General features: G+C 70.2%; 22 protein-coding genes. 10 read left to right on the top strand and 12 right to left on the bottom strand.

The annotated features are described in order from the left end of the window. The first annotated feature begins 61 nt into the window (after window positions 1-61). Window positions 62-808, top strand: a complete 747-nt coding sequence (locus tag DO944_RS04980) for an EI24 domain-containing protein (RefSeq protein ID WP_112615307.1) — start codon at window positions 62-64, stop codon at window positions 806-808. Window positions 809-825: 17 nt separating this feature from the next. Here the strand turns inward: DO944_RS04980 and DO944_RS04985 are convergent, their stop codons facing one another. The 3 genes from DO944_RS04985 to DO944_RS04995 are packed head-to-tail and all read right to left on the bottom strand — an operon-like array spanning window position 826 to window position 2,612. Next, a complete protein-coding gene (locus DO944_RS04985) occupies window positions 826-1,770 on the bottom strand; it encodes a cation diffusion facilitator family transporter (protein WP_112615309.1) in 945 nt (314 codons plus the stop codon). Continuing rightward, complete coding sequence (locus DO944_RS04990) at window positions 1,770-2,162, bottom strand: helix-turn-helix transcriptional regulator (protein WP_112616906.1); 393 nt, start codon at window positions 2,160-2,162, stop codon at window positions 1,770-1,772. The genes DO944_RS04985 and DO944_RS04990 overlap by 1 nt, the downstream gene beginning before the upstream one ends. Before the next feature lie 60 nt (window positions 2,163-2,222). Then, window positions 2,223-2,612, bottom strand: a complete 390-nt coding sequence (locus DO944_RS04995; protein ID WP_112615311.1) for a DUF2256 and DUF3253 domain-containing protein — start codon at window positions 2,610-2,612, stop codon at window positions 2,223-2,225. Window positions 2,613-2,679: 67 nt separating this feature from the next. Between DO944_RS04995 and DO944_RS05000 the strand changes: the two genes are divergently transcribed. Further along, window positions 2,680-3,168: an AAA family ATPase gene (locus tag DO944_RS05000; RefSeq protein ID WP_112615313.1), complete on the top strand. Its 489-nt coding sequence runs from the start codon at window positions 2,680-2,682 to the stop codon at window positions 3,166-3,168. Here DO944_RS05000 and DO944_RS05005 read toward each other — a convergent pair. The 7 genes from DO944_RS05005 to DO944_RS05035 all read right to left on the bottom strand — a co-directional run bounded on the left by DO944_RS05005 (window position 3,165) and on the right by DO944_RS05035 (window position 13,223). Next, a complete protein-coding gene (locus tag DO944_RS05005) occupies window positions 3,165-3,884 on the bottom strand; it encodes a peptidase E (RefSeq protein ID WP_112615315.1) in 720 nt (239 codons plus the stop codon). The two genes, DO944_RS05000 and DO944_RS05005, sit on opposite strands and share 4 nt — an antisense overlap. After that, window positions 3,881-6,658 carry a glycosyl hydrolase 2 galactose-binding domain-containing protein gene (locus DO944_RS05010; RefSeq protein ID WP_112615317.1) on the bottom strand — a complete coding sequence of 926 codons (2,778 nt, stop codon included), beginning with the start codon at window positions 6,656-6,658 and terminating at the stop codon, window positions 3,881-3,883. The genes DO944_RS05005 and DO944_RS05010 overlap by 4 nt, the downstream gene beginning before the upstream one ends. Window positions 6,659-6,661: 3 nt before the next feature. Next, the gene (locus DO944_RS05015; protein ID WP_112615319.1) at window positions 6,662-7,498 is read right to left on the bottom strand and encodes a carbohydrate ABC transporter permease; all 837 of its coding nucleotides are present in this window, start codon (window positions 7,496-7,498) and stop codon (window positions 6,662-6,664) included. Beyond that, window positions 7,495-8,487 carry a carbohydrate ABC transporter permease gene (locus DO944_RS05020; RefSeq protein ID WP_023953595.1) on the bottom strand — a complete coding sequence of 331 codons (993 nt, stop codon included), beginning with the start codon at window positions 8,485-8,487 and terminating at the stop codon, window positions 7,495-7,497. Before DO944_RS05020 ends, DO944_RS05015 begins: the two co-directional genes overlap by 4 nt. Continuing rightward, on the bottom strand, window positions 8,484-10,583 hold the full coding sequence (locus DO944_RS05025; protein ID WP_112615321.1) for a DUF6259 domain-containing protein: 2,100 nt from the start codon (window positions 10,581-10,583) through the stop codon (window positions 8,484-8,486). The genes DO944_RS05020 and DO944_RS05025 overlap by 4 nt, the downstream gene beginning before the upstream one ends. A 118-nt stretch (window positions 10,584-10,701) precedes the next feature. Then, the gene (locus DO944_RS05030) at window positions 10,702-11,964 is read right to left on the bottom strand and encodes an ABC transporter substrate-binding protein (RefSeq protein WP_112615323.1); all 1,263 of its coding nucleotides are present in this window, start codon (window positions 11,962-11,964) and stop codon (window positions 10,702-10,704) included. Further along, a complete protein-coding gene (locus DO944_RS05035) occupies window positions 11,961-13,223 on the bottom strand; it encodes an ABC transporter substrate-binding protein (RefSeq protein WP_112615325.1) in 1,263 nt (420 codons plus the stop codon). Before DO944_RS05035 ends, DO944_RS05030 begins: the two co-directional genes overlap by 4 nt. A 181-nt stretch (window positions 13,224-13,404) precedes the next feature. Between DO944_RS05035 and DO944_RS05040 the strand changes: the two genes are divergently transcribed. Next, window positions 13,405-14,721, top strand: coding sequence for a DUF3863 domain-containing protein (locus DO944_RS05040; RefSeq protein WP_112615327.1), 1,317 nt, complete (start codon window positions 13,405-13,407; stop codon window positions 14,719-14,721). Next, window positions 14,718-17,252 carry an alpha-L-rhamnosidase gene (locus DO944_RS05045; RefSeq protein ID WP_112615329.1) on the top strand — a complete coding sequence of 845 codons (2,535 nt, stop codon included), beginning with the start codon at window positions 14,718-14,720 and terminating at the stop codon, window positions 17,250-17,252. The genes DO944_RS05040 and DO944_RS05045 overlap by 4 nt, the downstream gene beginning before the upstream one ends. Window positions 17,253-17,266: 14 nt before the next feature. On the opposite strand, the gene DO944_RS05050 is transcribed toward DO944_RS05045, so the two are convergent. After that, the gene (locus DO944_RS05050) at window positions 17,267-18,019 is read right to left on the bottom strand and encodes an SDR family NAD(P)-dependent oxidoreductase (protein ID WP_112615331.1); all 753 of its coding nucleotides are present in this window, start codon (window positions 18,017-18,019) and stop codon (window positions 17,267-17,269) included. A gap of 62 nt (window positions 18,020-18,081) precedes the next feature. Between DO944_RS05050 and DO944_RS05055 the strand changes: the two genes are divergently transcribed. The 3 genes from DO944_RS05055 to DO944_RS05065 are packed head-to-tail and all read left to right on the top strand — an operon-like array spanning window position 18,082 to window position 20,929. After that, a complete protein-coding gene (locus tag DO944_RS05055; protein WP_258524576.1) occupies window positions 18,082-19,026 on the top strand; it encodes an SIS domain-containing protein in 945 nt (314 codons plus the stop codon). After that, window positions 19,023-19,988 carry an NAD(P)-dependent oxidoreductase gene (locus DO944_RS05060; protein ID WP_112615335.1) on the top strand — a complete coding sequence of 322 codons (966 nt, stop codon included), beginning with the start codon at window positions 19,023-19,025 and terminating at the stop codon, window positions 19,986-19,988. The genes DO944_RS05055 and DO944_RS05060 overlap by 4 nt, the downstream gene beginning before the upstream one ends. Next, a complete protein-coding gene (locus DO944_RS05065; RefSeq protein WP_112615337.1) occupies window positions 19,985-20,929 on the top strand; it encodes a phosphotriesterase in 945 nt (314 codons plus the stop codon). The genes DO944_RS05060 and DO944_RS05065 overlap by 4 nt, the downstream gene beginning before the upstream one ends. Window positions 20,930-20,958: 29 nt before the next feature. On the opposite strand, the gene DO944_RS05070 is transcribed toward DO944_RS05065, so the two are convergent. Further along, the gene (locus DO944_RS05070) at window positions 20,959-23,427 is read right to left on the bottom strand and encodes a glycoside hydrolase family 2 protein (protein WP_112615339.1); all 2,469 of its coding nucleotides are present in this window, start codon (window positions 23,425-23,427) and stop codon (window positions 20,959-20,961) included. Between the two features lie 133 nt (window positions 23,428-23,560). On the opposite strand from DO944_RS05070, the gene DO944_RS05075 reads away from it, so the two are divergent. Genes DO944_RS05075 through DO944_RS05085 form a run of 3 tightly spaced genes read left to right on the top strand, consistent with a single transcriptional unit; the run spans window position 23,561 to window position 25,846 of the window. Beyond that, window positions 23,561-24,166: a glucose-6-phosphate isomerase family protein gene (locus tag DO944_RS05075; protein ID WP_162815372.1), complete on the top strand. Its 606-nt coding sequence runs from the start codon at window positions 23,561-23,563 to the stop codon at window positions 24,164-24,166. Continuing rightward, window positions 24,159-24,878: a deoxyribose-phosphate aldolase gene (gene deoC / locus DO944_RS05080; RefSeq protein ID WP_181574149.1), complete on the top strand. Its 720-nt coding sequence runs from the start codon at window positions 24,159-24,161 to the stop codon at window positions 24,876-24,878. Before DO944_RS05075 ends, deoC begins: the two co-directional genes overlap by 8 nt. After that, window positions 24,875-25,846, top strand: coding sequence for a shikimate dehydrogenase (locus tag DO944_RS05085; protein ID WP_112615345.1), 972 nt, complete (start codon window positions 24,875-24,877; stop codon window positions 25,844-25,846). Before deoC ends, DO944_RS05085 begins: the two co-directional genes overlap by 4 nt. Window position 25,847 lies beyond the last annotated feature (1 nt).

Below are 25,847 nucleotides of genomic sequence, written 5' to 3' on the forward strand. Positions count from 1 at the left end.
GCGTGATCTGTGATTGTGCACCTGCCAGGGGGCGGCGCCCGATACAGGCAGGATGTGAGACATGTCCGATGCCCCCGCTCGCTCGTTCCTCCGCGGCGCCGCCGACCTCGCGCGCGGCTTCGGCTTCTGGTCGCGCCGGCCGGGGGTCATGGCGCTCGGCCTGATCCCCGCCGCGATCGTCGGGCTCGTGCTGCTCGGCGGCCTCATCGCGCTCGGCGCCTTTCTGCCTCAGATCGTCGAGGCCCTCACCCCGTTCGCCGACGCATGGCCCGAGCTGTGGGCGACGCTCGTGCGCGTCGCCGCGGGCACCGCGGTGCTCGGCGGCGCGATCGTGCTCGTCGCGGTGTCGTTCACGGCGCTCACCCTCATGGTGGGTGAGCCGTTCTACGACCGCATCTGGCGAGCCGCCGAAGCCGACCTCGGCGGACCCGTTCCCGACAGCGAGAGCGGATTCTGGCGCTCGGTCGGCGACGCGGTCGGACTCATCGCCCGCGGTCTGCTCGCGGCGGTCATCGCGGCCCTCGTGGGCCTCATCCCCGTCGTCGGCGGCGTGCTGGGGTCGGTCACGGCGGTGTCGCTCACCGGCTGGCTGCTCGCGGATGAGCTGACCTCGCGCGCCCTGTCCGCACGCGGCATCCTGGCCGCCGACCGGCGCCGTCTCCGCCGTACGCACCGCGCCCGGTTCCTGGGCTTCGGCGTGGCTACGCAGCTGTGCTTCCTCGTTCCGCTCGGGGCCGTCGTCGCGATGCCGGCCGCCGTCGCCGGCTCGACCCGCCTGGCGCGGACGGTGCTGGACGCGCACGACTGAGGCCCCCACGCCCGACGTCAGTCGTGCCGCACCGAATCGGGCTCCTCGTCGCGGATGCGCTCGTTCTCGATCTGGAACGTCGAGTGCAGCACCGATACCTCGAAGTGCTCCGCGACGCACGAGCGCACCTCCTGCAGCACCTCGGCCGCATGGCTGTCGGTGAAGCACCGGTCCTCGACGACGACGTGCGCCGTGATGGTCGGAAGCCCCGACGCGACCGTGGACGCATGCAGATCATGAACATCGGTCACGTGGTCCAGGCGCAGGATGTGTGCGCGGACGTCGTCGAGATCGAGCCCCTGCGGCGTGAACTCCATCAGCACCGACGCCGTCTCGCGCATGAGCTTCACGGCGCGGGGCACGATGAGGGCGGCGATGAACAGCCCGGCGACCGCATCCGCCTGCGCGAATCCGGTCGTCGCGATGACGATCGCCGCGACGATGACGCCGACGGACCCGAGCGCGTCGTTGAGCACCTCGAGGAACGCCGCGCGCATGTTGAAGTTCGCGCCGCGACTCGAGGACAGCACCGCGATCGCGACGATGTTCGCGACGAGGCCGACGACGCCGAACACCAGCAGCTCCAGGGCGGGAACCTCGGGCGGCTCGAACAGGCGACGGATGCCTTCGATCGCGGCGTACACGCCCACCACGAGCAGCAGCGCTGCCTGGGCGAAAGCGGCGATCACCTCGATCCGGCGGAAGCCCCACGTCCGGCGGGCGTTGGCCGGCCGCATCATGAGGTTCGCGGCCACGAGCGCGACGAGCAGGCCCGAGGCATCGGTGAGGGCATGGGCGGTGTCGGTGAGCAGCGCGAGGCTGCCTGTGACGATCGAACCCACCGCCTGGGTCACGACGATCGCCGCCGTGATCCCGAAGGCGATCCAGAGCTTCACCCGGAAGTCGGCGGGCTGGCCCGCCTGCGCCGCGTTCACGGGGCCGTGGTCGTGTCCGGCGCCCATCAGCTGGCCTCGGCCTCGCCGGCGATGGCGCGGGGCCGTCGGAGGTGCCCGCACAGCGTCGCGCTCGTCCCCGTCGCGCCCAGCAACGCCTCGGCCGCATTGATGAGTCGCGCGGTCGCCTCCGGCTCGGCGAGGGCATACCAGGACGATCGCCCGTCGGGTCGCACCGAGACGAGCCCGCACTCGAGCAGGAAGGCGACATGCTTGCTCACGGTCGACTGCGCGAGACCCACATGATCGACGAGATCGCGAACACGGTGCTCGCCGTACGACAGATGCTGCAGCACGGCGAGCCGGGTCGGGTCGGCGAGCGCCTGGAAGAGGTGTGCGTAGACCTCGGTCGCGCGCGCGTCCAGCTCTACCGGGGCACCAGCATCGAGAGATCCATTCATCGCCACAGAGCGATGATATCGCGCAGACCCGATATGAGATAGCGGTTCGGCGCGACGGCGTCAGCGGGCGCGGCGGATGCGGATCGGCCCCTTCGCCGTCGACGGGTCGACGACGGCACCGCGCTGCGTGATCTCGACCTCGCCGTCGGCGACGAGCCGCCGCGCGGCACGGCGCGCGGGTTCCATCAGGTCGCGCCACTCCTCGCCGCCGACGGCGCGCGCCGCCTCGGAGGGGCAGATCGTCGCCCCCGCGGCGCGAGCGCTCAGCAGCTCGAGGATCTTCTCGCTCAGCTGCGCGTCGACGGGTCGGATGCCGCGACGGCGGCAGGCATCCGAGCAGTAGCGGACCTCGTCCCAGTTCTTCGCCCACTTCGCGCGCCACTGCATCTCGCGACCGCACGACGCGCAGGTCTTCGGCGGCGGGGTCGCGGCGGAGGCGGCTCGGGGCATGCGTCCAGTCTGCGCGCGCGTGGCTCCGCGAGCACCAGTATTGACTCGGACACGACAGGATGGGCCCATGCGCCTCGATATCCCCACGGACGCGATCTTCATCGGCGGACGATCCGGCGTCGGTAAGTCTTCCGTCGCCGCCGAGGCGTCGCGGATCCTGGCACGCGCCGACATCCGGCACGCCGTGATCGAGGGAGACAATCTCGACCAGGCGTACCCGCAACCCTGGCGGAGCGCACTCGACCTGGCCGAGCAGAACCTCGCAGCCATGTGGGCGAACTACCGGGCAGCTGGATATTCACGCGTTATCTTCACCAACACCGTGAGCGTGCTCCAGATTTCGGCGCTCAGCGCCGCGCTGGGCGGAGACGTCCGCTGCTCCGCGGTCCTCCTGACATCCTCCGACGAGACCGCCGCCCGACGGCTCGCCCGTCGCGAGATCGGGACCGCGCTCGACGAGCACGTTCGCCGCATCGCCACGGACGGCCGATCCGTCGCCGAGGTCGCGCTCGAGGTGCTCACCCGCGCCGGCTGGCTGCCGGCTGAGCCGGACTAGGTGAGCAGGCGCGTCTCGCAGCGAGTCTCGGTGACACCGTCGCCGTCGCGTTCGACGCCCCACACCGCGCCGTCCCGCGACTCGGTGAGCATCTCGACCGGCTCGCCGTCGACGTAGAGCACCGCCGCTCCCTCGTCGAGGCCGAACCCGTTCGGCAGCGTCCCATCGGCGATCGCGCGTTGCAGAGCGGGGCGCCGGGCGGGCTGCGAGTCGTAATGCACCCCGACCGATCGGTCGACGAAACCGAGCGCGTCGTCGATCACGGCGACCGGCCCGAACGTCGTGGTGGGGCCGCCGACGTGCCAGCAGATCGCGCCGGCCGAGGTGCCCGCCAGCACGGTTCCCCGATCCGCCGCCTCCGCGAGCACCTCGGGCAATCCGTGCACCCGCCACACGGCGAGGAGGTTCGCGACGCTGCCACCGGCGACCCAGACGAGATCGCTCGCCAGCACGGCCTCGCGGAGGTCCGGCTGGTTCCGCCCGAACAACCGGATGTGGACGGCGTCCACTCCGAGCTGCTGCGCGGCCGCCAGCTCGCGGCCCTCGTCGACGCGCTGGTCCCCCGCGGCGGTGTTCACGAACGCGACCCGGGGCCGCCGTCCCGTCACACCGGTCAGGTCGAGGGCGTACCGCTGCAGCGGGCTGAACTCGACATCGCCCCACTGCGCGGGGCTCCACCCGCCGCACGTGGCCAGGATCGTCCGACTCTTGCTCATGAGAGCATCACCTCCGGTGCGTTCCAGGCTCGCACGCGAACGCCGCCGAGCCCGTCGCGCTCCGACCCCCCGGGCAACGCGAAGCCCACGCGGCGCTCCTCGCCGACATCGAGCCCGAACGCGTTGTCGTCCAGCACCGCCCCCAGCCCGTGCGGGAACCCATCGATGAGCACGATCGGCGCCGGATGTTCGCCGACATTGCGAACGACGATGGCGTCATCCTCGACATGCGCCGACACGGCAGTCGGCGGCAGCTCCGACAGGGGCGAGGTCAGCTCCGCATACGGCTGCAGCAACTCGGCGACCAGCGTCGCGGCGGCCTCGTCGAGGGGCCGCGCCTCCAGCGCGCGCAATGCGGCATCCTTCCGCTGATGGTTGAACGGGTACCACTGCGACGAGATCCGCGCGCCCGCGGCATCCTGCAACGTCACAGCGAGGACCAGCGGCTCGAGCGGCCGTCCGGCGAGCGGCGCAACGATCTCGGTGACGTCCACACGACCATCGGCCTCGACGTCGACTCGCGATTCATGCTCGACGATGACCCGAAGATCGGCGTCGTGCAGGCGCACGCACAGCCGAGCCTCGGACAGCGGCGAGGGGGTGTCGTTCGACACGTGGATGCGGGCGCGGAACGTCTCGGTCGCCGACCAGTCGAACTTCTCGTACGTCGCATACGCCGATACCGGGGCGCCGAACTGCTTCGCGCGGTAGTACGAGAGCTTGGGCACTCCGTAGTAGTCGATGACCGCCCAGGACGCCCCCGGGAACGCTTCGCCGATCTTGTAGAACCAGTAGGCCGACGTCTTGTCGCCGCTGTGGGCGCGCATCCGCTCGGACGCGAACCGCAACGCATCCCCCTGCCCCAGCTGCGAGTACTCGACGAACGTGCGCCAGTCGCGAATCGGCCCGTACGCGGCGTACCGCGCCTGCTTGAACAGATCGAACAGCGAGAACTGCGACTGGTGCTGCATGATCGCCCCGTGCTCGGGCGGCGGCCACTGCTCGAGCAGGGCTGGGTCGAGGAAGCGCGCCATGCTCGAGACGTCGCACTGGCTCGAGAGGCCGTACTCGCCGAAGACCGCCGGTAGCAGACCGGTGTACGCCTCGACGGGCATGCCCTCGTGATACACGCCGTAGAAGTGCTCGCTGCCGCCCCACGGGTCGGTCCGGTGGAACGGCCGCTCGGGGTCGTACTGCGCGACCCGTCGCCCGATGACCGTCAGCAGATCGTCCGAGGTGATCGTCGCGGGGTTCTCGTTTCCCCCGCCCCACATGATGAGCGAGGGATGATTGCGCAGCCGGCGGACGATGCGCGACACCTGTTCGTCGATCGTCGCGAGGTCGGCGCCGGTCGAATCGAGCCCGAACGTCAGCGGAAACTCCTGCAGCACGAGGATGCCGCGACGATCGCATTCGTCGTAGAACTCGTCGCTCTCGATCGTCCCGCCACCCCACGCGCGGAGCATCTGCAGGTTTCCGCGCACGACGAGGTCGAGGATGTGCCGATCGACCTCGAAGCCGCGGCGGGCCATCGGGTCGGTCCAGCACCAGTTGGCGCCCTTGAGGAACAGCTCGCGCCCATTGACGACGAAGCGCCAGTCGTAGACGTCGGGCCCGTGGCTCCCCGCCAACGGCTCCATGCGCACCGAGCGGATGCCGAACCGGGTGGCGAGCGCCTGCCCCGCAGCCCGCACCTCGGCCGTGTACAGCGGCTGCTCGCCATACCCGAACGGCCACCAGAGCCGCGCATCCGGCACGTCGATCTCGACGCGGTGCCGCGTCAGGTCGGGGCCGGCGGCGGCCGACACCCCGAGCTCGGCGACCGCGACGCCCTCGGGATCGCGGATCGTCACCGACACCGCAAGCGACTCCGGCAACGATTCCGCGCGGCCGTGAGGCGCGACGACATCCCACTGAACGCGCACCCGTGCCGCGCCCTCGCGGGCGTCGGTCACCACGATCGCCAGATCGGCGAGCTCGACCGCGGGCACGCGCTCGAGCCGGACGCCGCGCCAGATGCCCATCGAGATGAGATGCCCGTAGTGCCAGCCCCATCCGGGAGACGGCTTCATCACGCCATGCCAGTCGCGCGGCGGCGGATCGATGCGCACGACGATTTCATTCTCGGCGTCGAGATCGAGCACCGTGGTCACGTCGACATCCGGTCCGCCGTACATGCCGACGTGCCGCGCGACCGGCCGACCGTTCACGAACACGGATGCCGCGTAGTCCAGGCCGTCGAACGAGAGACGGATGCGGTCGCCTCGCCAGTCCTCGGGCACCCGGAAGCGACGGGCGTACCACCACTCCTGCTGCTCGATCCGGGTGCGGCGGAAGTACCACGGCCATTCCTCGGGCACGCCGTGCTCGATGAGTTCGGCGTACGTGTTGTCGTCGACGAGCGGGTCGGCGATGACTCCCGCGGCGACGAGCGCCCCCTGCACCGTGCCCGGAACCGTCGCCGTCACCCACGTCGACCGGTCGGTGTCGGGCCGGTGCCAGCCGACGGGGCTGCGCCGCGCGGCATCCGATCGGTCGCCGAGCCAGCGCTCGATCGAGAACTCCCGCCCCGGCAGCGACCCCGCGAGCAACCACTCGCCATCGAGCGACACGACGTCGGCCTGAGAACCGGCGGGCGCCTCGGCGACCGCACCCTCCCGCGCGACCTGCGCCTCGCGCGACGGGACCGACGCGTGGTGCTCGATCCAGCGGTCTCCGAGCAGCGGGGAGCTCAGCCACCGCTCGCGTTCGATGCCGTCCAGCGACGCCGCCACCGCTTACTTCACCGCACCCGCGTACAGGCCGCTGACGAAGTAGCGCTGGGCGAAGACGAACAGCAGCAGGATGGGCAGGCTCATGATGAGCACGGCGGCCATGATGTTGCCCCAGTCGGCGAGGTACTGCGCCTTGAAGTACAGGACACCCGTCGTCAGCGTGCGCTTGCCGGGGTCGGTGAGCAGCAGTTGCGGCACGAGGTAGTCGTTCCAGACGCCGACGCCCTGCAGCACCCAGAAGGTCGCGACGGCCGGGCGTGCGAGCGGGAAGAAGATGCGCCAGAACAGCTGGAAGTAGCCGGCGCCATCGATGATCGCGGCCTCGACGATCTCGCGCGGCACCTGCCGCATGAACGCCGCCATGAGGAAGACGCCGAAGGGCAGGGCTCCCGCGATGTAGAGCAGGATGACACCGGCGTAGCTGTTGATCAGCCCGAGGTCGCGCACGACGCGGAACTGCGGCACGAGCGCGAGCTGCATCGGCAGGAAGATGCCGGCGGCGAGCAGCAGGTAGATACCCGAACCGATCTTCGTGGCCTGACGGACGATGGCGTACGAAGCGAGCGCGGCCACGAAGGTCGCGACGGTCATGCTGACGAGCGTCAGCAGGATCGAGTTCGCGAACAGGTTCGTGAAGTTCGCCTCGTTCCACGAGGTGACGAAGTTGTCGAAAGTCGGCGAGATCGGCAGACCCGTCGGGTTCGTCAGCACCTCGAGGTTGGGCTTGAACGCCGTGATCACGATGATCACGAGCGGGTAGATCATCAGGATGCTGAGGATGATCAGCAGGACGTTGACGGGGACGCGTCGCAGCAGACGCGTCGTGGTGCGGCTGTTCATCGACCCTCCTCCTCCGCGGCGATGCGGTTGTTCAGGCGGTTCTGCACCGCTGCGATGGCGATGAGCACGATGATGACCAGCACGGCCATGGCCGAGGCGTAGCCGAAGTTGTTGTTGACCATGCCCTCCTGGAAGACCTGGGTCATATACAGCTGTGTCGAGTTGCCCGGCCCGCCTCTCGTCATCAGATAGACGGTGTCGAACGCGCGCAGCGCGCCGTTGATCGACAGCACCAGCACCAGGCCGATCGAGGGGATCATCAGCGGCAGCGTGATGAAGCGCAGGGCCTTCCAGCCGCGCGCCCCGTCGACCTTCGCGGCCTCGAGGATCTCACCCGGGATCGTCGACAGTCCGGCGAGGAAGATGACGATGTTGAAGCCCAGGCCGCTCCACAGATCGACGAGGATGACGCTGTACAGGGCGAGGTCGTAGTTGCCGAGCCAGTCCTGCGCGAGGCCGCCGAGCCCGAGGCTGCGGAGGATGGTGTTGAACGTCCCCGTGGTGGGGTCGTACATGAAGCTCCACACGAACACGATCGCGACCGGCGAGATCACCATCGGCGCGAAGAAGATCGCGCGGTAGATATTGCCGAGCCGCAACTGACGGTGCAGCAGCACGGCGAACAGGAACGCCAGCACCGTCTGCACGACGATCTTGAAGAATCCGTAGATCGCGGTGTTGCCCACCGCCTCCATCAGCACCGGGTCGCCCGAGAAGATCCGCACGAAATTGTCGAGCCCCAGGAACTCCCACGCGCGGTTGAATCCGCGGGCGTCGGTGAAGCTCGCCACCACGACCTGACCCATCGGGTAGACCGTGAACACCAGGTACAGGATCAGGGCCGGCGAGATCGCCACCCAGAACTTCCCGGCCGAGCTCCGGCCCGTCCAGAGGCGTTCCTTCAGCGTCGTGCGCTTCCGGAGGGCGGTCACGTTCTCCGGGTCGTCCAAGGCGAGGACGCGAGGATCTTCGACGCGCGTGCTGCTCATGTCGTTCCAATCGGGTCTGTCGGGGGAACCACGACGGCGGCGTCGCGGGGGTCGATGGTGAGGATCGCGTCTGTCGCGTCGAGGCTCGTGTCGGCCGAGCCGTCGAGACGCACGATCAACGAGCCGGCCGGAAGACCGGCCATGCGCACCCGCACAGGCGCGTCACCGAAGTTCGCGACGACGACGACGCGCGAGGAGTCGTCCTGCGCCCGTCGCCAGACGGTGTGGCGAATCAGCGCGGCCGAGCCGGATGCGTCGGCCGCCGTCACCGTGACGGCGGCGTCGGCCACCAGCTCGCCGTTCCACAGCCATTCCGCATAGCGGCGGCGGACATCCTCGGCGCGGCGCGCGCGCTCCACGGTCGCCGGCATGTCGGCCGGGCGTCCCTTGAAGTTGAACGGCTCCAAGCTCATCGCATAGCCGTCGAGCAGGCTCTGGGCGATCATCCCGTGCTCGTCGAACCCGGTCAGCGCGGTGACGATGCGGGCGCCGGGGCGCAGCATCCTGCCGACGGGACGGTGGTGGGGAGATGCGCTGCGGAAGTACGACACGTCGTAGTCCTCGAACTGCGCGTCGTACGCGCCCTCGGCGGCGATGACGAAGGTGTCGGCCGCGTCGCCGAGGCGAGCGCGCATGTCGTCGATGTACGCCGCGTCCCACGTGAAGGCGCTCGCGCCGACGGGATGGCCGTGATCGTCGGCGAAGCACAGCAGAGCGCGTCCGTGGTAGAGCGACTCGTCCGCCAGGATGCCGTCGGCGCCCCAGGACGCCATCTCGGCGACCTCCCCGGCGATGCGGTCGCGCAGCTCGCGTACCCCGAAGCACAGCGGCACGTACCAGGGGGTGCTGATGCCGTAGCGCTTGCGCGAGGAGTGGTAGACCGGCCCGGGCTGAGCGTACGGCTGGCCGTTGGGGTCGCGCGACACGAAGGGTTCGAGCTCCTCCCAGTTCGGGCCGGGCTTCTCGACCCACACATATTTGACGTAGAGCACGGTGGCGACGTCGAGCTCGCGAGCGCGATCGAGCGCACGCTGCAGGCCGGCGGGTCCGCCGAGCTTCGCCGCCGGGCGGTGCCACGGGACGAGACCGTCCTGTCCGCCCTCGTTCCAGCCGACGATCTGGATCGCGCCGACCCCGGTCGACGCGCACTCCTCGATGATGTCGACGAGGTCGTCGAAGTCGTAGCGGGGCTCGCCCTCGGTCGACATGAGCTGCACCTGCAGCCAGAGCCGGGGCTCCGCGAGCCAGGCCGCGCGTGAACGCCGGGTGGGCGCCTGGTTGCGGCGGTACGGCTCGAGCGAACCGGTCCAGTCACCCGCGTACGGCGTGAGCGACATCGCGGGCAGCTCGATGCGGTTGCCGGTCGCGGCGGGGAAGTGGATGGCGTCGAGCGTGACGGCGGCATCGGGCCCGGCGGTGCGGGCGAGGCTGTCGGCGAATCCGGGCTCGAGCGACGCACGCCAGCCGATGAAGTCGAGCGTCGGTTCCGCCGGCATGACGGTGATGCCGCCGGCATCGGTCACGAGGGCGACGAACGGGGAGGTGGGGTTGCCGACGAGCTCGGGCCGCAGGTTGCCGCTGGCGTAGTCCGGGAACATCGTGCCCCAATAGGGGGCGTTGCTGTCGAACACGGGCAGCAGGCCCACGCGCGTGCCGGTGGAGTAGTCGACCCCGCGCAGCTCGAGCTCGGCCGTCGTCGGCCTCACGCCGCGCACGGACGGGAAACGCACGGCTTCGACGCCGCCTTCCTCGAGGTCGAGCGAGAGCGTGAGCCGGAGACCGGCCTGCTCGATCGCCGCGGTGACCGTGATGTCACCGCGAAGCCTCTCGCCCGCGGACGTGATGGGGTCGAGCCATCGCAGCGTCACAGCGTTGCCGCCGGCAGCGAGCTCGTGGTGGGACAGCGTCTGCTGCGCGGTCTGAACGACGACGGTGCGGTCGCCGCCGCGCGGGACCTCGACGACGAACAGCGAACCCGCGCTCGCCTCTTCCAGCCACGGGCCGACCCTGCCATCATCGAAACGCACGAGGCCGCCGGTGCGGGCATCGAAGGCGATCGACAGGTGCGGGCCCTCGAGGGTGAGGAGCTGGGTCACGGAACACTTCCTTGAGTTGCGTTGTGTAGCCAGACTACACGAATGACGAGAGAAGACCCCCGATATTGCTCCAAACGAGCAGATATCGGGGGTCCTGGGTAGCGAAGCTACCGTTTGGTCACCGAGATGCGCGGATCTCTTCGAGCGTTGCGTCGAGCTCCGCGATGACCGACGCCGAGTCGGTCCGGCCGGCGATGAGGTTCTGCATGCCCACCAGCAGCGTCTCCTGCAGCTGCGGGTGCGCGGGCAGCACCATCGGGCGGAACGTCTTGCCCTGCCAGGCGTCCGCCATGTCGCCGAACAGCGGGTCCACCGACGAGACGTCGACCCCCTCGGTCACCGGGAAGGCCTTCACCCCGGTCAAGAACTCGGCGTAGACGTCGTCCTGGAAGAAGAAGTCGATGAAGCGCTCGGCCGCGTCGACCTTGTCGTTCCCCGGGTTGATGCCCCACGCCACGAGGTAGCTTCCCCACATGTCGGCCACGTCGGCGTCGAGGGTGGGGAAGTTCATGTACCCCGGGTCGACGCCGGCAGCGCGGGCGTCGGAGAGGATCCAGGTCGCGGGGAACATCGCGGCCTTGCCCGAGAGGAATGCCGTCTTGGCGGCCGACTGGTTCGTGCCGACCGGGTCGGGCATGTAGTACGGCACCAGCTCCTCGACGACATCCAGAGCACTCTCGTAGCCGGGCGTCTCGGCGAACGTCGTCTCCCCCGCGAGCAGCTCGTCGATGATGTCGGGCTCGGCCGGGAACACGTGCTCCGCCATCGCGTAGTACGCGATGAACTGCGGCCACCAGCTGTCTTGAGCGGACATCGCGAACGGCACGATCCCTGCAGCCGACAACTTCTCGGCGGCATCCTTCAGCTCGGTGTACGTCTGCGGGATCTCGCCGATGCCGGCCTGCTCGAACAGCGCCGTGTTGTAGATGATCCCGTTGCCCGACTGCGAGATGGGCACGTAGTAGGCGCCGTCGCCGCCCGAATCGCGCGTCGCCTCGAGTGCCGCGGCAGCGTCGAGCCGTCCGAGGAAGTCCGTCGACGACAGGTCGGCGGCGAAGCCGTCCTGGATGAAGTCGGTGAGGTTCTTCGGGTCGAACCCGTAGACGTCCGGCCCCGCGCCTCCCGACAGCCGAGTCTTCAGCACGTTGTCGTAGTCGTTGGTGTTGACGAACTCGGCGTTGACGGTGACGTCGGGATTGGCCTCCTCGAAGGCGGCGATGACCTTCTCATACGCCTTCTGGTTGTCGCCGCCGTCGCCCCACATGAGAAAGCTGAGCTCGGTCCCGCCGTCGCCGGCGCTGCCGCATCCGGTGAGCGCCGCCGCCGCGAGCGCGGCCACGCCGGCCGCGCTCGCGAGACGGACACGGGGGCCGTGCGTCATCGGTTGTTCGCCACGTACTGGGCGAGAGCGGTGTCGAGATCGGCGAGCACCTGCTGGGTGTCACGCTGACCGCTGATGATGTTCTGCAGGCCGACCAGCAGCGCGTCCTGGATGCTGGGGTCGGTCGGCGAGAACGCCGCGACGAACTGCTTGCCCTCCCACGACGCCTGCATGTCGGGGAACAGCGGGTCGACGTCGGCGCCGATCTCGATGCCGGTCGTGGTCGGGAAGAGCTTCACCTTGCCGAGGAACTCGGTGTAGACGTCGTCCTGCATGAAGTAGTCCAGGAACTTCTGCCCGGCATCGAGCTTGGCGTCGCCGTTGTTCGGGTTGAGACCGAAGCGCACCTGGTAGGTGCCCCAGATGGTGTCGGCCCCGTCATCCGTCGTCGGGAAGTTCATGTACTCGACATCGAGGTCGGCGTCACGGGCGTCGGAGAGGATCCACGTAGCGGGGAACATCGCCGCCTGGCCGCTGAGGAACGCCGACTGCGCGGCGGTCTGGCTCGTGCCGACCGGGTTGGGCATGTAGTAAGGCGTGAGCTCGCGGACGATGTCGAGCGAGTCCGCCCACGCCTTGCTGTCCGAGAACGTCGTCTCGCCGGCAGCCATCTCGGCCCCCAGCTCCTCGTTGGCACCGTGCTCGGCCAGCGGGTAGTAGACGATGAACTGCGGCCACCAGTTGTCCTGCGCGCTCATCGCGAAGGGCGTGATGCCCGCGGCCTTGAGCTTCTCCGAGGCCGCCAGGAGCTCGGTGTAGGTCGTGGGCTCCTCGGTGATGCCGGCCTGGTCGAACAGCGCCTTGTTGTAGATGAGACCATTGCCCGAGAGCGAGATCGGCAGGTTGTAGGTGCCACCCGCGCGCTGCGAATCCTCCGCAGCTTCGGGGGTCAGCTTCGACAGGTAGCTCTCGCCGCCGTCGGAGAGATCGGCCGCGAAGCCGTCGGCGACGAACGTGTCGATGTTGCCGAGGTCGAAGCCGTAGACGTCCGGACCGGCCCCGCCCGAGAGGCGGGTCTTGAGGATGTTGTCGTAGTCGTTGGTGTTGAAGAACTCCGCGTTGACGGTGATGTCGGGGTTGGCTTCCTCGAACGACGCGATGACGTCCTCGTACGCCTTCTGCGTGTCACCGCCGTCGCCCCACATCAGGAAGCTGAGCTCCGTCTTCCCGCCGCCGGCGTCACCCGCGCACCCGGCCAGAGTGCCGACGGTCGCGAGCGCGACTCCGACGAATGCTGTCCCCTTGAGCCACTTCTTCATGGCTTCTCCCTGTCTTCATCGATGGTCGACGCCCGCTGGAGGCGCGACGTCCGGGTATTGGTAGCGAGACTACACGTTGGCGCCTCATTCGTCGCGTGTTTACCGAATTGAGAAGTTCTACCTGCCAATTTCGCTAGTGCCACTACTTTCTCGGCCGTGATCGTGGCTAGGGTGATGCCTCATGGAATCCTCGCAGCAGCCGCACGCCATCGGCCGACGCATCACCGTCAACACCGTGGTGCGACGCCACCAGATCGAGGCCACCCGCACGCGCTCGCTGTGGGAGGACGAATCCGAGCTCCACTCGGCGGAGCTCGTCGAGCGGTTCTCCGACACCGTGCGCGCGGCGATCCCGGATGCCCGGCTGACCTGGGCGATGTCATGGGGCGCCCTCACCGACGACTCGTCGCGCTACCGCGACGTGCGCACCGCCGTTCGCCGTGCGGCCGAGGCGCACGGCGACGACATCGCCTTCGTGCCCGGCGGGTTCTTCGCCAACCTGTACGGCTCACGCGAGGACGTCTCGCGCGACATCGCCGACGCAGCCGATCTCATCGCGCAGGAGTTCGGTCGCGACCCCCGGTCGCTGGTCGCCGGCTTCCTCTCGGCGCACAACATCGCCGATGCGCGCGGCCGGGGGATGCGGACGGTGCAGGGCAACATCTGGAGCCAGTTCGACATCGATCTGCAGGACGGTGACGGCTCGATCGCCTACCCCTACTACCCGTCGTCATCGCACTTCCTCGTACCCGGGCGGGGCGATCAGCGCATCGACGCCGTCCAGCTCGACGGCTGGACGGTCGACCTCGTCGCCGCGCGAACCGCCGGGATGTCGTCGGACTACAACTCGCGTCTGGGCCTCGGCCCCATCGAGACGCTGCATCGCCTGCCCCGCGCCGACGCGCTCCGCGAGCTGAACGCGACGAGCGAGGCGCACTTGAACGACAGCAACGTCGAGCGCAACGGTCTGGGCTGGCTGACGGTCAACTACGAGATCAGCGAGGTCGCCCGCGGGCTCGAGACCGATCCCTCGATGCTCGATGCCTGGGGCGGCTGGCTGGGAGGCCTGCGCGATCGCTGGCCGGATCTGAGGATGCCGACGATCGCCGAGTTCGGCGACGAGTGGCGCACGCGGCATCCCGACAACGAACGGCTCGCGTACCTGCTGCAGCAGAGCGGCAGCGGTGTGCAGGCGTCACGGCTGGGCGAGACGGTGACCTGGTTCATGACGGTCGGCTTCCGCCTGGGCGTGGTCTCGGATGCCGACGGCATCCGAGTGTTCGACTACACCGCCTACGACGGCGACGCGGTCGAACCGTCAGGTCTCGGCGACCGACGCTGGAGCCTGCTCGGCGAGATCAACCAGAAGCGCACCCGCCCGCAGGACGAGCCGGTGCCGCTGCGCCGATTCCTGGCAGCGCATCCCGAGGTCGATGCGGCATTGGATGCCGGCTACGGCCAGAGCGTCGAGCTCGCGGCATTGCGGGAAGAGGCATGACTCGGCTTCACCGCCTGACCGTCGACCACGACGTCGACCGCGTCGGCACCGGCCCCCGGCCGCTGTTCGGGTGGGAGATCGTCACAGACGAGCCGGGCAGCCGGCAGACCTCCTGGCGCCTCGAGGTCCGAGACGCCCGAGGCGTCGTGGTCTGGGACTCCGGCGTCGTCGCGGACGACCGCTCGGTCGACATCGCGTATGCGGGTCTGCCGCTCGCGGCTCTCGCACGTCACCGGTGGCGCGTCGAGGTCGAGACCACCGCCGGACCGGTCACGGGCGACGGAACGTTCGTCACGGGAGTCGTCGATGCGGACTGGCGAGGCGCCCGGTGGATCGGCGCCGCCGAGCCGTCCGCGGCGGCTCCGATCGTGCGCGGCGCCTTCACTCTCGACGCCGAACCGATCGAGGCCTACCTGGTCGTCGCCGCCGGAGGTCTGGCGCACGTCGAGCTCGACGGACGACCCGTGGACGACTCCGTGCTCGGGCCCGGGTTCACCGACTACGACGTCGTCGCCCAGTACACCGTGGTCGACCTCACCGATCGGCTGACTCGCGGCGCCCATGTGCTGACGGCGGAGCTCGGCCGCGGCTTCTACGGCATGCGAGGCCGCAACACCTGGAACTGGGAGACGGCCCCCTGGCACGACGACCCCTGCGTCCGCCTGTTGCTCGTCATCCGGGGGGCCGACGGTGAACAGACCGTCGTGACGGACGACACCTGGCGAGCGGTCGACGGAGCGACCATGAGCGACGACCTGTACGCCGGCGAGGATTTCGACGCACGGCGTCGTGTCGTCGGAGTGGGTTCCGCCGACACCGACGTCTCCGGCTGGCCGCGCGTGCGGATGGCGACCGGCCCTGCCGGAGCACCCGAGCCGCAGCGACAGCCGCCCATCGTCGTCGCGGGGCATCTCGAGCCGGAGTCCGTGGTCGAGCTCGGCGAGGGCCAGTGGGTCGTGGGCTTCGAACGGGTCATCGCGGGCTGGGTCGAGATCGAAGCCGAGGGCGCCGCCGGTGACGTGATCGAGCTCCGTTTCGGAGAGACCCTCGAGCCCGACGGGACGCCGAACTACGAGGACGAGAAGGGCTACTTCGACGGGCGGTTCCAGACGGACCGCATCATCCTCGACGACACGGGCGTAGACGGGCCGCTGCGGTGGCATCCGCGGTTCACCTGGCACGGGTTCCGCTACGTCGAGGTGCGCGCGCCCCGTCTTCCCCGATTGCGGGCGGCGATCGTGCACACCCGGGCCCCGCGAATCGGCCGCTTCTCGTGCTCCGATCCCCTGCTGAACACGATCCACGAGCTCACGGTGCGCACGATCGTGAGCAACCTGCACGGCATCCCGACCGACACCCCGAAGTACGAGAAGAACGGGTGGACGGGCGACGGGATGGTCGGCGCGCGGATGATGCTCCAGAACCTCGACACGCACGAGTTGCTCGCCAAGTGGACGGCCGACATCGCCCATTCCCGCCACGGTGCGGGTGCCCCCGAGGTGATCGCGCCCCACGGCGGATGGCGCATGGACTGGTCCCCCGCACCGACGTGGCACTCCGCGCTGCTCCTCGTGCCGTGGGAGGTGCACCTGCAGCGAGGCGACCGAGACGTGCTCGCGGCGGTGTGGCCCGATGCCCGCGACTACCTCCGCTTCGAGATCGACCGATCGCCCGGCGGCATCGCCGAGACGACGCTCGGCGACTGGGTCGCCCCCGACACGGATGCCGGCGGCGGCAACCCGCCCGAGGACGCCCGTGTCGCCGCGACCGCCTTCCTCATCGCCATGTGCGACACCGCCGCCCGGATCGCCGTCGAGCTCGGAGAACCCGCGGATGAATGGCTCGCGGCGGCGCAGCGCAGTCGCGAGGCGTTCGTCGCGACCTTCTGGGATGCCGATCGCGCCGAGGTCCGGGGCGTCGGCGACGACGGGTACCGGCAGGCCCATGCCGTCCTCGCCCTCGCATTCGACATCCTCCCCGAAGACGCCCGACAGCCGGCCGCCGATCGTCTCGCCGCCGACGTGCGTGACCGCGGCGACCATCTGTGGACCGGCGCGCTCGCGACGAAGCACATCCTGCCGGTGCTGACACAGTTCGGGCACGCGGATGCCGCTGTCGCGGTCGCGACGCAGACGACTTTCCCGAGCTGGGGCCACTGGGTCGAGCTCGGGGCCACGTCGCTCTGGGAGCACTGGAAGCCGGAGTCGCGCTCGCGCGGACACTACTTCCTCGGCACCATCGACGACTGGCTCTACGGCGATGTCGCCGGGCTGCGTCCGCTAGCCGCGGGCTGGCGTCGAGCCGGTATCGAACCGCGGGTGACCGCCACGTCGCTGACGTCGGCCGAAGGGTCGGTACGAACGCCCTACGGCGACCTCTCGGTGCGCTGGCGGCGTGGGGGCGAAGATCTCGCTCCGGACGAGGTGGAGCTCACCTGCGAGGTTCCCGTCGGGATCACCGCCGAGGTCGTGCTGCCGGGCGTCCGACGGGAGGTCGGCTCAGGCGTGCACACGCTCCGCGCGCACGTCTGAGCCGGCCGTCCGGTTCACCAGGCCGAGTAGCCCCCGTCGGCGAGGACGATCGATCCGGTCAGATACGACGCGGCGTCCGAGGCCAGGAAGGCCACGAGCGACGCGACCTCCTCCGGCGAACCGAGGCGCTGCATCGGGGTGCGGCGGACCCAGTCGTCCCACCACTCTCCGGGAACGCCGTCCTTCGTCAGATCGGTGCCGATGTAGCCCGGCGCCACGGCGTTGACCCTGATGCCCGCGTCGACGTACTCGACGGCGAGCGACTTCACCGCCAGGTGCACCGCGCCCTTCGACGCGTTGTAGGCGGCCTGCCGCTGCGGCGCGTTCGCGAGCTCTCCCGACATCGACCCGATCGCGACGATCGATGCGCCGCGGGTCATGTGACGAGCGGCCTCGCGGGCGCACCAGAATGTTCCGGTCGCGTTGACGGCGAGCACGGCGTCCCACGCCTCGCGCGAGATCTCGGACGACGGCTGGTGGTTGGCGATGCCCGCCGAGGTCACCAGGATGTCGAGCCGGCCGTGGCGCGCGGCGACGCCCGCGAACACCTCGGCGACCGCCGCCGCGTCGGTCACGTCGAGGTGGACGTACTCGACTCCCCCACCGAAAGACTCCGCCGCGGCGCGGCCGACGTCGTCGAGGAGGTCTGCGATGACGACGGTCGCTCCGAACTCGCGCAGCGCGGTGACGCAGGCGAGTCCGATGCCCCGGGATCCGCCGGTGATGACGGCCACTCTGCCGTCCAGTTCGAGCCGTTCGCGGTACATCTCTGTGCCCTTCCGAGGTGGTGGGGTAAGGTTTGTAGCGATACTACATGGAGGGGGGATCCGTGACCACGGACACCGCACCCGGCGCATCCGGCACCACCGCAGCGCCCACGGAGGACTCGAGCGACACGCTCCTGGAGCGCATCACACGGCAGCTTCCGAGCCTGCGACGATCCGAGCAGCGCGTCGCCGCCATCGTGCTCGACAATCCCGTCGGGGCGGTTCAGTTCACGATGGCGGGGCTGGCCGAAGCCGCCGAGGTGAGCGAGCCGACGGTCATGCGGTTCTGCGCCTCGGTCGGGTGCGAGGGGTTCCAGGACTTCCGCATCCAACTCGCCCAGACGCTCGCCCTCGGCTTGCCGGTTACCCATTCGTCGATCACACCCGACGACTCGAGCGCCGACCTGTCGGAGAAGATCTTCGACCACACTATCTCGAGCCTCGACCGGGCTCGCCGCACGCTCGACGCCGCGGCGGTCGAGGACGCCATCGCGCTGATCCTCGACGCATCCGACATCCTGTTCGTCGGCTTCGGCGCGAGCGGCATCATCGCGCAGGACGCGCAGCAGAAGTTCCCCCTGTTCGGGGTGCCGTGCCAGGCGCCGGAAGACTTCCACCAGCAGTTCATCGCCGCGACGATGAGCGGGCGGCGATCGGTCACCGTCGCGATCTCGAACACCGGCCACACCGAGCAGACGATGATCGTCGCCGAGGCGGCACGCAAGGCCGGCGCGTCCGTCATCTCCATCACCGGGCGCCCGAGCCCGCTGTCCGAGATCGCCACCGTTCCGCTCATCGCACGCACCTTCGAGGACACCGACGTCTACACGCCGTCGACCAGTCGTCTGGCCGGCCTCGTCGTCATCGACATCCTCGCCACGGGCGTCGCGCTCCGCCGCAGCCCCGAGCACACGGCCGCCATCCGCCGGATGAAGAGCGAGCTGGCCTCGATGCGCCACGGCGGCGCCGCCGACGAAGCCGTCGCCGACCAGCAGCCCTCGTCATGACGACTCGTCAGCGACGCGTGCTGGTCACGTCGCGGTCGTTCGGAGGCGGAGGCACCGACTTCGCCGCCGAGCTGGATGCCGCCGGCTACGAGGTCGTGCGCGCGAGTCCCGCGCACGATCTGGAGGAGCTCGCGTCGCTGCTGCCTGACGCCGACGGGTGGATCGCCGGCACGGGCCCGGTCACGGCGGCGCACCTCGAGCTCGCACCCGCACTGCGCGTCATCGCCCGCTACGGCGTCGGGGTCGACAAGGTCGACGTCGCGGCGGCCGCGGCGCGCGGCGTCGTGGTCACGAACACCCCCGGCGCGAACTCGAGCGCAGTAGCCGAGCACACCGTCACTCTTCTCCTCGCGGCCCTGCGCGGCGTGCCGGCGGCCGACCGCCGGGTCCGCTCCGGCGACTGGTCGGGCTGGCAGGCGCGCGAACTGTCGGCACTGACCGTGGGCGTGCTCGGCCTCGGGCGCATCGGACGCCTTGTCGTCGAACGGCTCGGCGGCTTCCGGCCGCGGGTGCTCGGCGCCGATCCCTGGGTACCGGCCGACGACTCGATCTTCGACGGAATCGAGCGAGCGTCCGCCGATGACCTCGCCCGATCGTGCGACGTCGTCACCCTGCACGCCCCCGGAGGCCAGACCGTCGTCGATGACGCCTGGCTCGCGGCATCCGATCGGCCGGTGCTGCTGGTGAACACCGCGCGCGCCGACCTCGTCGACGAGGATGCCGTCGCCGCCGCGCTGCGGTCGGGCCGGGTCTGGGCCTACGCCGCCGACACCCTCGCGACCGAGAATCACGGCGACGGCGCCTCGCCCCTGCTCGCCCCCGATCTCGCCGATCGCGTCATCGTCACGCCGCACCTCGCCGCCCAGACCCGCGAGGGCGTCGACGGCATGGGCAGCATGGCCACCGCCGACCTGCGCGCCGTGCTCGAGGGCCGTCAGCCGCGGCACCCGGTCGCGCCGTGACCGACGCGCGCGGGCGGGTCCGCACGGTGACGGGCGACGTGGGGCCCGACGCCCTCGGCACCGTGAACTATCACGAGCACCTGTTCCAGCGCTCCCCGCTGCTGCCCGGCGACGACCTCGACGACGAAGACGCATCGGGGCGCGAGGCCGTGGAGCTGCGGGAGTCGGGCTTCGCCACGCTCGTCGACGCGACCCCGCTCGGCCTCGGACGGCGACCCCACGCGATCCGTCGCATCTCGCGCGCGACCGGCCTCACCGTCGTCATGACCACGGGCGCTCACCGCCGCGAGCACTATGCCGAGGATCATCCGTTGCTCTCGGCATCCGAGGACGAGCTCGCGGCCGCGTTCCTCCGCGACCTGACCGTCGGTGCCGCCGAGGGGCTCGCTGCCGGTCAGGATGCCGCGCCGCGAGCCGGCGTGCTCAAGGTCGGTCTCGGCTACTGGCGCATCGACGAGGCGGCCCGCCGGGCCATCGCGGCGGTCGGCGCCGCACACCGCGAGACGGGCGCGCCGGTGATGGTGCACCTCGAGCACGGCACGGCTGCCCACGAGGCTCTCGACGCCCTCGCCGCCGTCGGCGTCGCCCCCGATCGTGTCGCGCTGGCCCACATCGACCGCAATCCCGACCCGGGGCTGCACGCCGAGCTCGCCGCGCGAGGCGCGTTCCTCGGTTACGACGGCGCTGCGCGGGCTCGCGACTGGCCCGACTCCGTGCTGATCGACTGCCTCACCGAGACCGCTCGGCGCGGCGGAGCCGACCGCGTGCTGCTCGGCGGCGACGTCGCCCGCGCGACGCGTTATCGCGCCTACGGCGGCATCCCGGGCCTGCGCTATCTCGGCGACCGCTTCGTGCCGCGCCTGCGCGACGCCGCCGGCGACGACGTCGTCGATCGCGTCCTGCGCCGCAACCCCGCCGCCTGGCTCGCCTGGCGCGTGTGACGCGGGCGAGCCGGCGACGAGCCCGCTCGTCAGGCGTCGACGCGAGCGGGGTTCAGGTCTCCGGCCGAACGGATGATGCCGGGCGCCGTGAAGGCCTGCGGATCGATCCCGGCAGGGGCCGTGATGGTGAAGGCCTCGCTCTCTCCGGGAAGCAGCGTCACGAGCCCGCGATCGACACGGGCCGCACGATCGACGCGGTCGACCTGCAGCACGAGGTCCTTCAGCAGCGAACGCGCCGTGATGCGCACCTCGTAGCCGGCGTCTGTCGACACCGCCATCGCCTCGAAGCCGTCCGGCTCGAGGGCGAGCCCGGGGTCCTCGGCGAAGTACCAGAGCGCGCGCTCCCCCGTCGACAGCTCGGCCAAGACGACCTCGGCGGAGGCATCCGCTGCCGTCGCGACCGCCTGGGGCAGCGGCAGCGTCACCGCTTTTCGGGGCTCGATGCTGACCGTCGCCGACTCGTCGGCGCGCACGGCCCCGTCGAACCCGATGCGCCGCAGCGACAGCGCGGCATCCCACGCCGCATCCGTGTCGTTGTGCAGCACGACGGCCAGACCGTCCTCGCGCGGCTGGATCGTCACGAACCGGTCGGCGTACACGGCGCGCAGCGCGTGCCACAGCGGCTTGCGGTGGCCGTGCCCGTCGACCGCGGCCCACGAGATGACCGGCCAGCAGTCGTTGAGCTGCCAGACGATCGCACCCTGGTTGAGGGGATGCAGCGACCGGAAGTGCTCGATGCCGAAACGCACCGCGCGTGCCTGGTTGAGCTGGGTCGCCCAGTGCCAGTCCTCGATCGTGCGGGGCGCGGCGATGTGGTCGCCGAGGCCGCGCTCAAGCTTGCCGTTTCCGTCCTGTGCCTTCTGGTGCACCAGCATGAGCGGTCCGTACGGGTCGGCCGGCTCGTCGTGGACGACCGAGAACAGCGTCGACCATGCGGGCGGACCCTGGAAGCCGAACTCCGATACGAACCGCGGGCGGTAGGTGCGGTACACGTCGTAGTCGACCTGGTTCCAGACGTCCCAGATGTGGGTCGTGCCGTGGGCGGGGTCGTTGGGGTGCACGTACGAGCTGAACCCGTAGGGGCTGCCGGGCGAGTACGGCGTCGTCGGCGCGAGCTCGGCCACGATCTCGGGGAAGAGCCGCTGGTAGTAGCCGTCGCCCCACGTCGCGCCGCGCAGCCGCGACCGCCAGTTCCAGTCGACCCAGCCCCAGATGTTCTCGTTGCCGCCGTTCCAGATGACGAGGCTCGCGCGGCCGGTCAACCGCGCGACGTTGTCACGGGCCTCCGCGGCGAACTCGTCCCACAGCTCGGCGTCCTCGCTGTAGGCGGCGCAAGCGAGCAGGAAGTCCTGCCAGACGAGGATGCCGCGCTCGTCGGCGAGGTCGTAGAAGTCCTCCGACTCGTAGATCCCGCCACCCCAGACGCGCAGCAGGTTCATGTTCGCGTCGACGGCGTCGTCGAAGCGCTCGGCGAGACGTTCGCGCGTCACCCGGGGGAAGAAGGTGTCTTCGGGGATCCAGTTCGCTCCCTTGACGTAGACGGGCTTTCCGTTGACGGCGAGCGCGAAGGGGCTGCCGTCCTCGTCGGCCTCGACGTCGAGCGTCACCGAGCGGAAGCCGATGCGACGACCGGTCTCGACCTCGCCGACCGCGACCCGCAGGTCGTAGAGCGGCTGGTCGCCGTACCCTCGAGGCCACCAGAGCTCGGCGTCCGCGGCGCGCAGCGACAGTGTCGCGCGGGCCTCACCGTGCGCGACGGATACGGCGGCACGCTCGCCCGCGACCTCGGCCACGATCTCGCGGCTCCCCGTTCCGGCGGCATCCGCGTCGAGCGCCTGCCACTCGAGCTCGACGTGCACGTCGACACGCCGCGGATCATCATCGACGCCGATGACGGGACGGACGGCGACGATGCGGACCTCGCTCCAGCTCTCGATGCCGATGTCGCGCCAGATGCCGGCCGTCACGACGGCGGGACCCCAGTCCCACCCGAAGTTGCACGCCGACTTGCGGATCGCGTTGAAGGGGTGGACGTACGAGTGCGGGCGTTCGCCGAGGACAGCCTCGCGCTCGCGGGCGTAGGCGATCGGCGACGAGAACTCGACGCGCAGGATGTTGTCGCCCTCGCGGAGCAGCTCGCCGAGCCGCCACCGGTAGGTGCGGTGCTGATTGACGGTGCGGCCCAGCTCTCGCCCGTTCAGAATCACGCGGGCCACGGTGTCGAGCCCGTGCGCGACGAGGTCGTGGACCGCCTCGTCGTCGTCCGACCAGGCGAAGGTCGTCTCGTACGCCCAGTCGGAGTGGCCGATCCAGGCGAGCGCCGACTCGTTGTCGTCGACATACGGGTCGGGGATCAGGCCGGCGGCCAGCAGGTCGGTGTGCACGACCCCGGGGACTGTCGCGGGGATGCTCGAACGGGCGGTCTCGGCGAAGGTCTCCGGCACATCTCCAGCGACGTGCGTGAGGTGCCAGCCGGAGTGCAGGGCATGGAAAGTCACCCTCTAGAAGTAGCACAACTACCGGAATACCGCGCCTCCCGGCGCGGCTAGCCGCGTTCGTTGCACCTCGCACGCCTATTCACGTAGTATCACTACCGATCCGAGACCCGGGTCGTGATGAATGGATGTGAGCATGTGCGCCGCTGCACGACCGGCTGAACCCGCCGCCCTCACCGTCGAGGCCCTCGCCGGTGCTCTTGCGGGCCCGACCGAACGGTACGAGAAGCACCTCGTCGACCTGCGAGGCCTCTACCGAGACGCCGATGCCTTCGAGGCCGCTCTCGCTACCGATGACGGGGCTCCCGTGTACTGGGTCGACAGCAGCACCCCCGACACGGGCCGCGGTGCGCTGACGATCGGCCTCAGTGTTCTGCGTCCCGGCCGGGTCGGCGACGAGTTCGCAATGACTCGAGGTCACCTGCACGCCCAGGCCGAGTTCGCGGAGCTGTACTACGGCATCGCTGGATCGGGCGTCATGCTCCTCGACAGCGTCGACGGAGAGTCTCGGGCCGTGCCGATCGCACCCGGCGTAGCCGTCCACGTGCCGGGCGGATGGGTGCACCGCAGCGTCAACGTCGGCGACGAGCTGCTCGTGACACTGTTCGCGTACGCCACCGAGGCGGGGCAGGACTACGGCATCATCGAACGCGCGGGTGGCATGAGCCAGCTCGTGGTCGCCGACGACGCCGGCGGCTGGACCGCTCGCCCCAATCCGGATCACGGAGGCTACCGTGCCTGACACCACGACCACGGCCGGCGCCGAGGCCGTCCTGAGCGACCTCGCCGCCCATATCGACATCAGCTGCGTCCAGGCGCAGCACGCGCGCGCCGACATCGAGGAGCTCGCGCGGCGCGCCGTTGCCGGATCCTTCGTCAGCGCACACGTCCTTCCGGGGTGGCTCCCCGTCATCCGCGAGGTGCTGACCGGGACCACCGTCCTCGCCGGATCGCCCGTCGGGTTCCCCAGCGGCGGCGCGACCACCGCGACGAAGGTCGCCGAGGCGCGCGAGCTGCTCGACCTCGGCGCGCAGGAGCTCGACGTCGTCGTGGCGATCGGCCGCCTGCGCTCGGGCGAGACCGGCTACGTGACCGACGAGCTCGCCGCGGTCGCGGACATCGTCGGCGGACGGGTGCCGCTGCGCGCGATCCTCGAGGTCGGTCACCTCGACGAGGCCGCGATCCGCCTCGGCGTGGATGCCGCCGTCGCTGCCGGCATCCCGTGGATCAAGACGGGCACCGGGTGGTCGGGCCGCCCCACGACGATCGACCACATCCGGATCATCGCCGACCAGGTCGACGGTCGCGCCGCGATCAAGGCGGCCGGCGGCATCCGCGACATCGAGACGGTCCGCGCCATGGCGGCCCTCGGGGTCACGCGGTTCGGCATGAACGCCGACTCGGCCGTCGCGGCGGTCGCGGCGGCGACAGGCGCACGGGGAGACGACGCATGAGCATCATCCAGACCATGAACGCGACCGAGCTGCGGCCGGCCCAGACCCCGACGCTCTACTTCATCGGGGTGACGACCGGTCGGTCGTCGATCCAGCAGGTGTTCCCGCGCTGGGCCGACGAGCTCGGGCTCGACGGTGCCGTGCTGCAGGGCATCGACCTGCCGCTCCACGCGCCGCGCGAAGACTATCGACGGGTCGTCGACTTCATCGCGAACGATCCGCTGAGCCTCGGCGCCCTCGTCACGACCCACAAGATCGACCTCTTCGCCGCCTGCGCCGACATGTTCGACGAGATCGACCCGTTCGCGCGCCTCATGGGCGAGACGAGCTGCATCTCCAAGCGCGACGGGCGCCTCATCTGCCATGCGAAGGACCCGATCTCGAGCGGCCTCGCCCTCGACGCGTTCCTGCCCCGCGGGTACTGGGAGGGCTCGGGCGCCGACGCCCTCTGCATGGGCGCCGGCGGCTCGACGATCGCCATCAGCTGGTACCTCTCGCGCCGAGACTCGGGCACCGACCGCCCCGAGCGCATCATCGTCACCAACCGGTCGGCCCAGCGCCTCGACCACATCCGCGCGATCCATGCCGAGCTCGACACCGACACCGCCTTCGAGTACGTCCTGACCCCGACCCCCGAGGACAACGACCGCGTTCTCGCGGGGCTCGCGCCGCGCTCTCTCGTGGTCAACGCGACCGGGCTCGGCAAGGACGCGCCGGGCTCGCCCCTCACCGGCGCCGGGGTCTTCCCCGAGCACGGCGTCGCGTGGGACCTCAACTACCGCGGCGACCTCGTCTTCCTCGATCAGGCTCGCGCGCAGGCGCAGTCGCGCGCGCTGCAGGTCGAGGACGGATGGATCTACTTCGTTCACGGCTGGACGCAGGTGATCGCCGAGGTCTTCGACGTCGACATCCCCACCTCGGGACCGTCGTTCGACCGGCTCGGCGAGCTCGCGGGCTCGACGCGCTGAC

The organism is Microbacterium sp. SMR1, assembly GCF_003289625.1.
Lineage (GTDB): Bacteria > Actinomycetota > Actinomycetes > Actinomycetales > Microbacteriaceae > Microbacterium > Microbacterium plantarum.

Excerpts from the sequence above, each read along its gene's own strand:
- DO944_RS05045 (WP_112615329.1), top strand. The coding sequence starts at position 14,718 with ATGACTCGGCTTCACCGCCTGACCGTCGACCACGACGTCGACCGCGTC.
- DO944_RS05085 (WP_112615345.1), top strand. The coding sequence starts at position 24,875 with ATGAGCATCATCCAGACCATGAACGCGACCGAGCTGCGGCCGGCCCAG.
- DO944_RS04985 (WP_112615309.1), bottom strand. The coding sequence starts at position 1,770 with ATGGGCGCCGGACACGACCACGGCCCCGTGAACGCGGCGCAGGCGGGC.
- DO944_RS05030 (WP_112615323.1), bottom strand. The coding sequence starts at position 11,964 with ATGACGCACGGCCCCCGTGTCCGTCTCGCGAGCGCGGCCGGCGTGGCC.
- DO944_RS04980 (WP_112615307.1), top strand. The coding sequence starts at position 62 with ATGTCCGATGCCCCCGCTCGCTCGTTCCTCCGCGGCGCCGCCGACCTC.
- DO944_RS05000 (WP_112615313.1), top strand. The coding sequence starts at position 2,680 with ATGCGCCTCGATATCCCCACGGACGCGATCTTCATCGGCGGACGATCC.
- DO944_RS04990 (WP_112616906.1), bottom strand. The coding sequence starts at position 2,162 with ATGAATGGATCTCTCGATGCTGGTGCCCCGGTAGAGCTGGACGCGCGC.
- DO944_RS05060 (WP_112615335.1), top strand. The coding sequence starts at position 19,023 with ATGACGACTCGTCAGCGACGCGTGCTGGTCACGTCGCGGTCGTTCGGA.
- DO944_RS05075 (WP_162815372.1), top strand. The coding sequence starts at position 23,561 with ATGTGCGCCGCTGCACGACCGGCTGAACCCGCCGCCCTCACCGTCGAG.
- DO944_RS05015 (WP_112615319.1), bottom strand. The coding sequence starts at position 7,498 with ATGAACAGCCGCACCACGACGCGTCTGCTGCGACGCGTCCCCGTCAAC.
- DO944_RS05005 (WP_112615315.1), bottom strand. The coding sequence starts at position 3,884 with ATGAGCAAGAGTCGGACGATCCTGGCCACGTGCGGCGGGTGGAGCCCC.
- DO944_RS05020 (WP_023953595.1), bottom strand. The coding sequence starts at position 8,487 with ATGAGCAGCACGCGCGTCGAAGATCCTCGCGTCCTCGCCTTGGACGAC.
- DO944_RS05040 (WP_112615327.1), top strand. The coding sequence starts at position 13,405 with ATGGAATCCTCGCAGCAGCCGCACGCCATCGGCCGACGCATCACCGTC.
- DO944_RS05035 (WP_112615325.1), bottom strand. The coding sequence starts at position 13,223 with ATGAAGAAGTGGCTCAAGGGGACAGCATTCGTCGGAGTCGCGCTCGCG.
- DO944_RS04995 (WP_112615311.1), bottom strand. The coding sequence starts at position 2,612 with ATGCCCCGAGCCGCCTCCGCCGCGACCCCGCCGCCGAAGACCTGCGCG.
- DO944_RS05050 (WP_112615331.1), bottom strand. The coding sequence starts at position 18,019 with ATGTACCGCGAACGGCTCGAACTGGACGGCAGAGTGGCCGTCATCACC.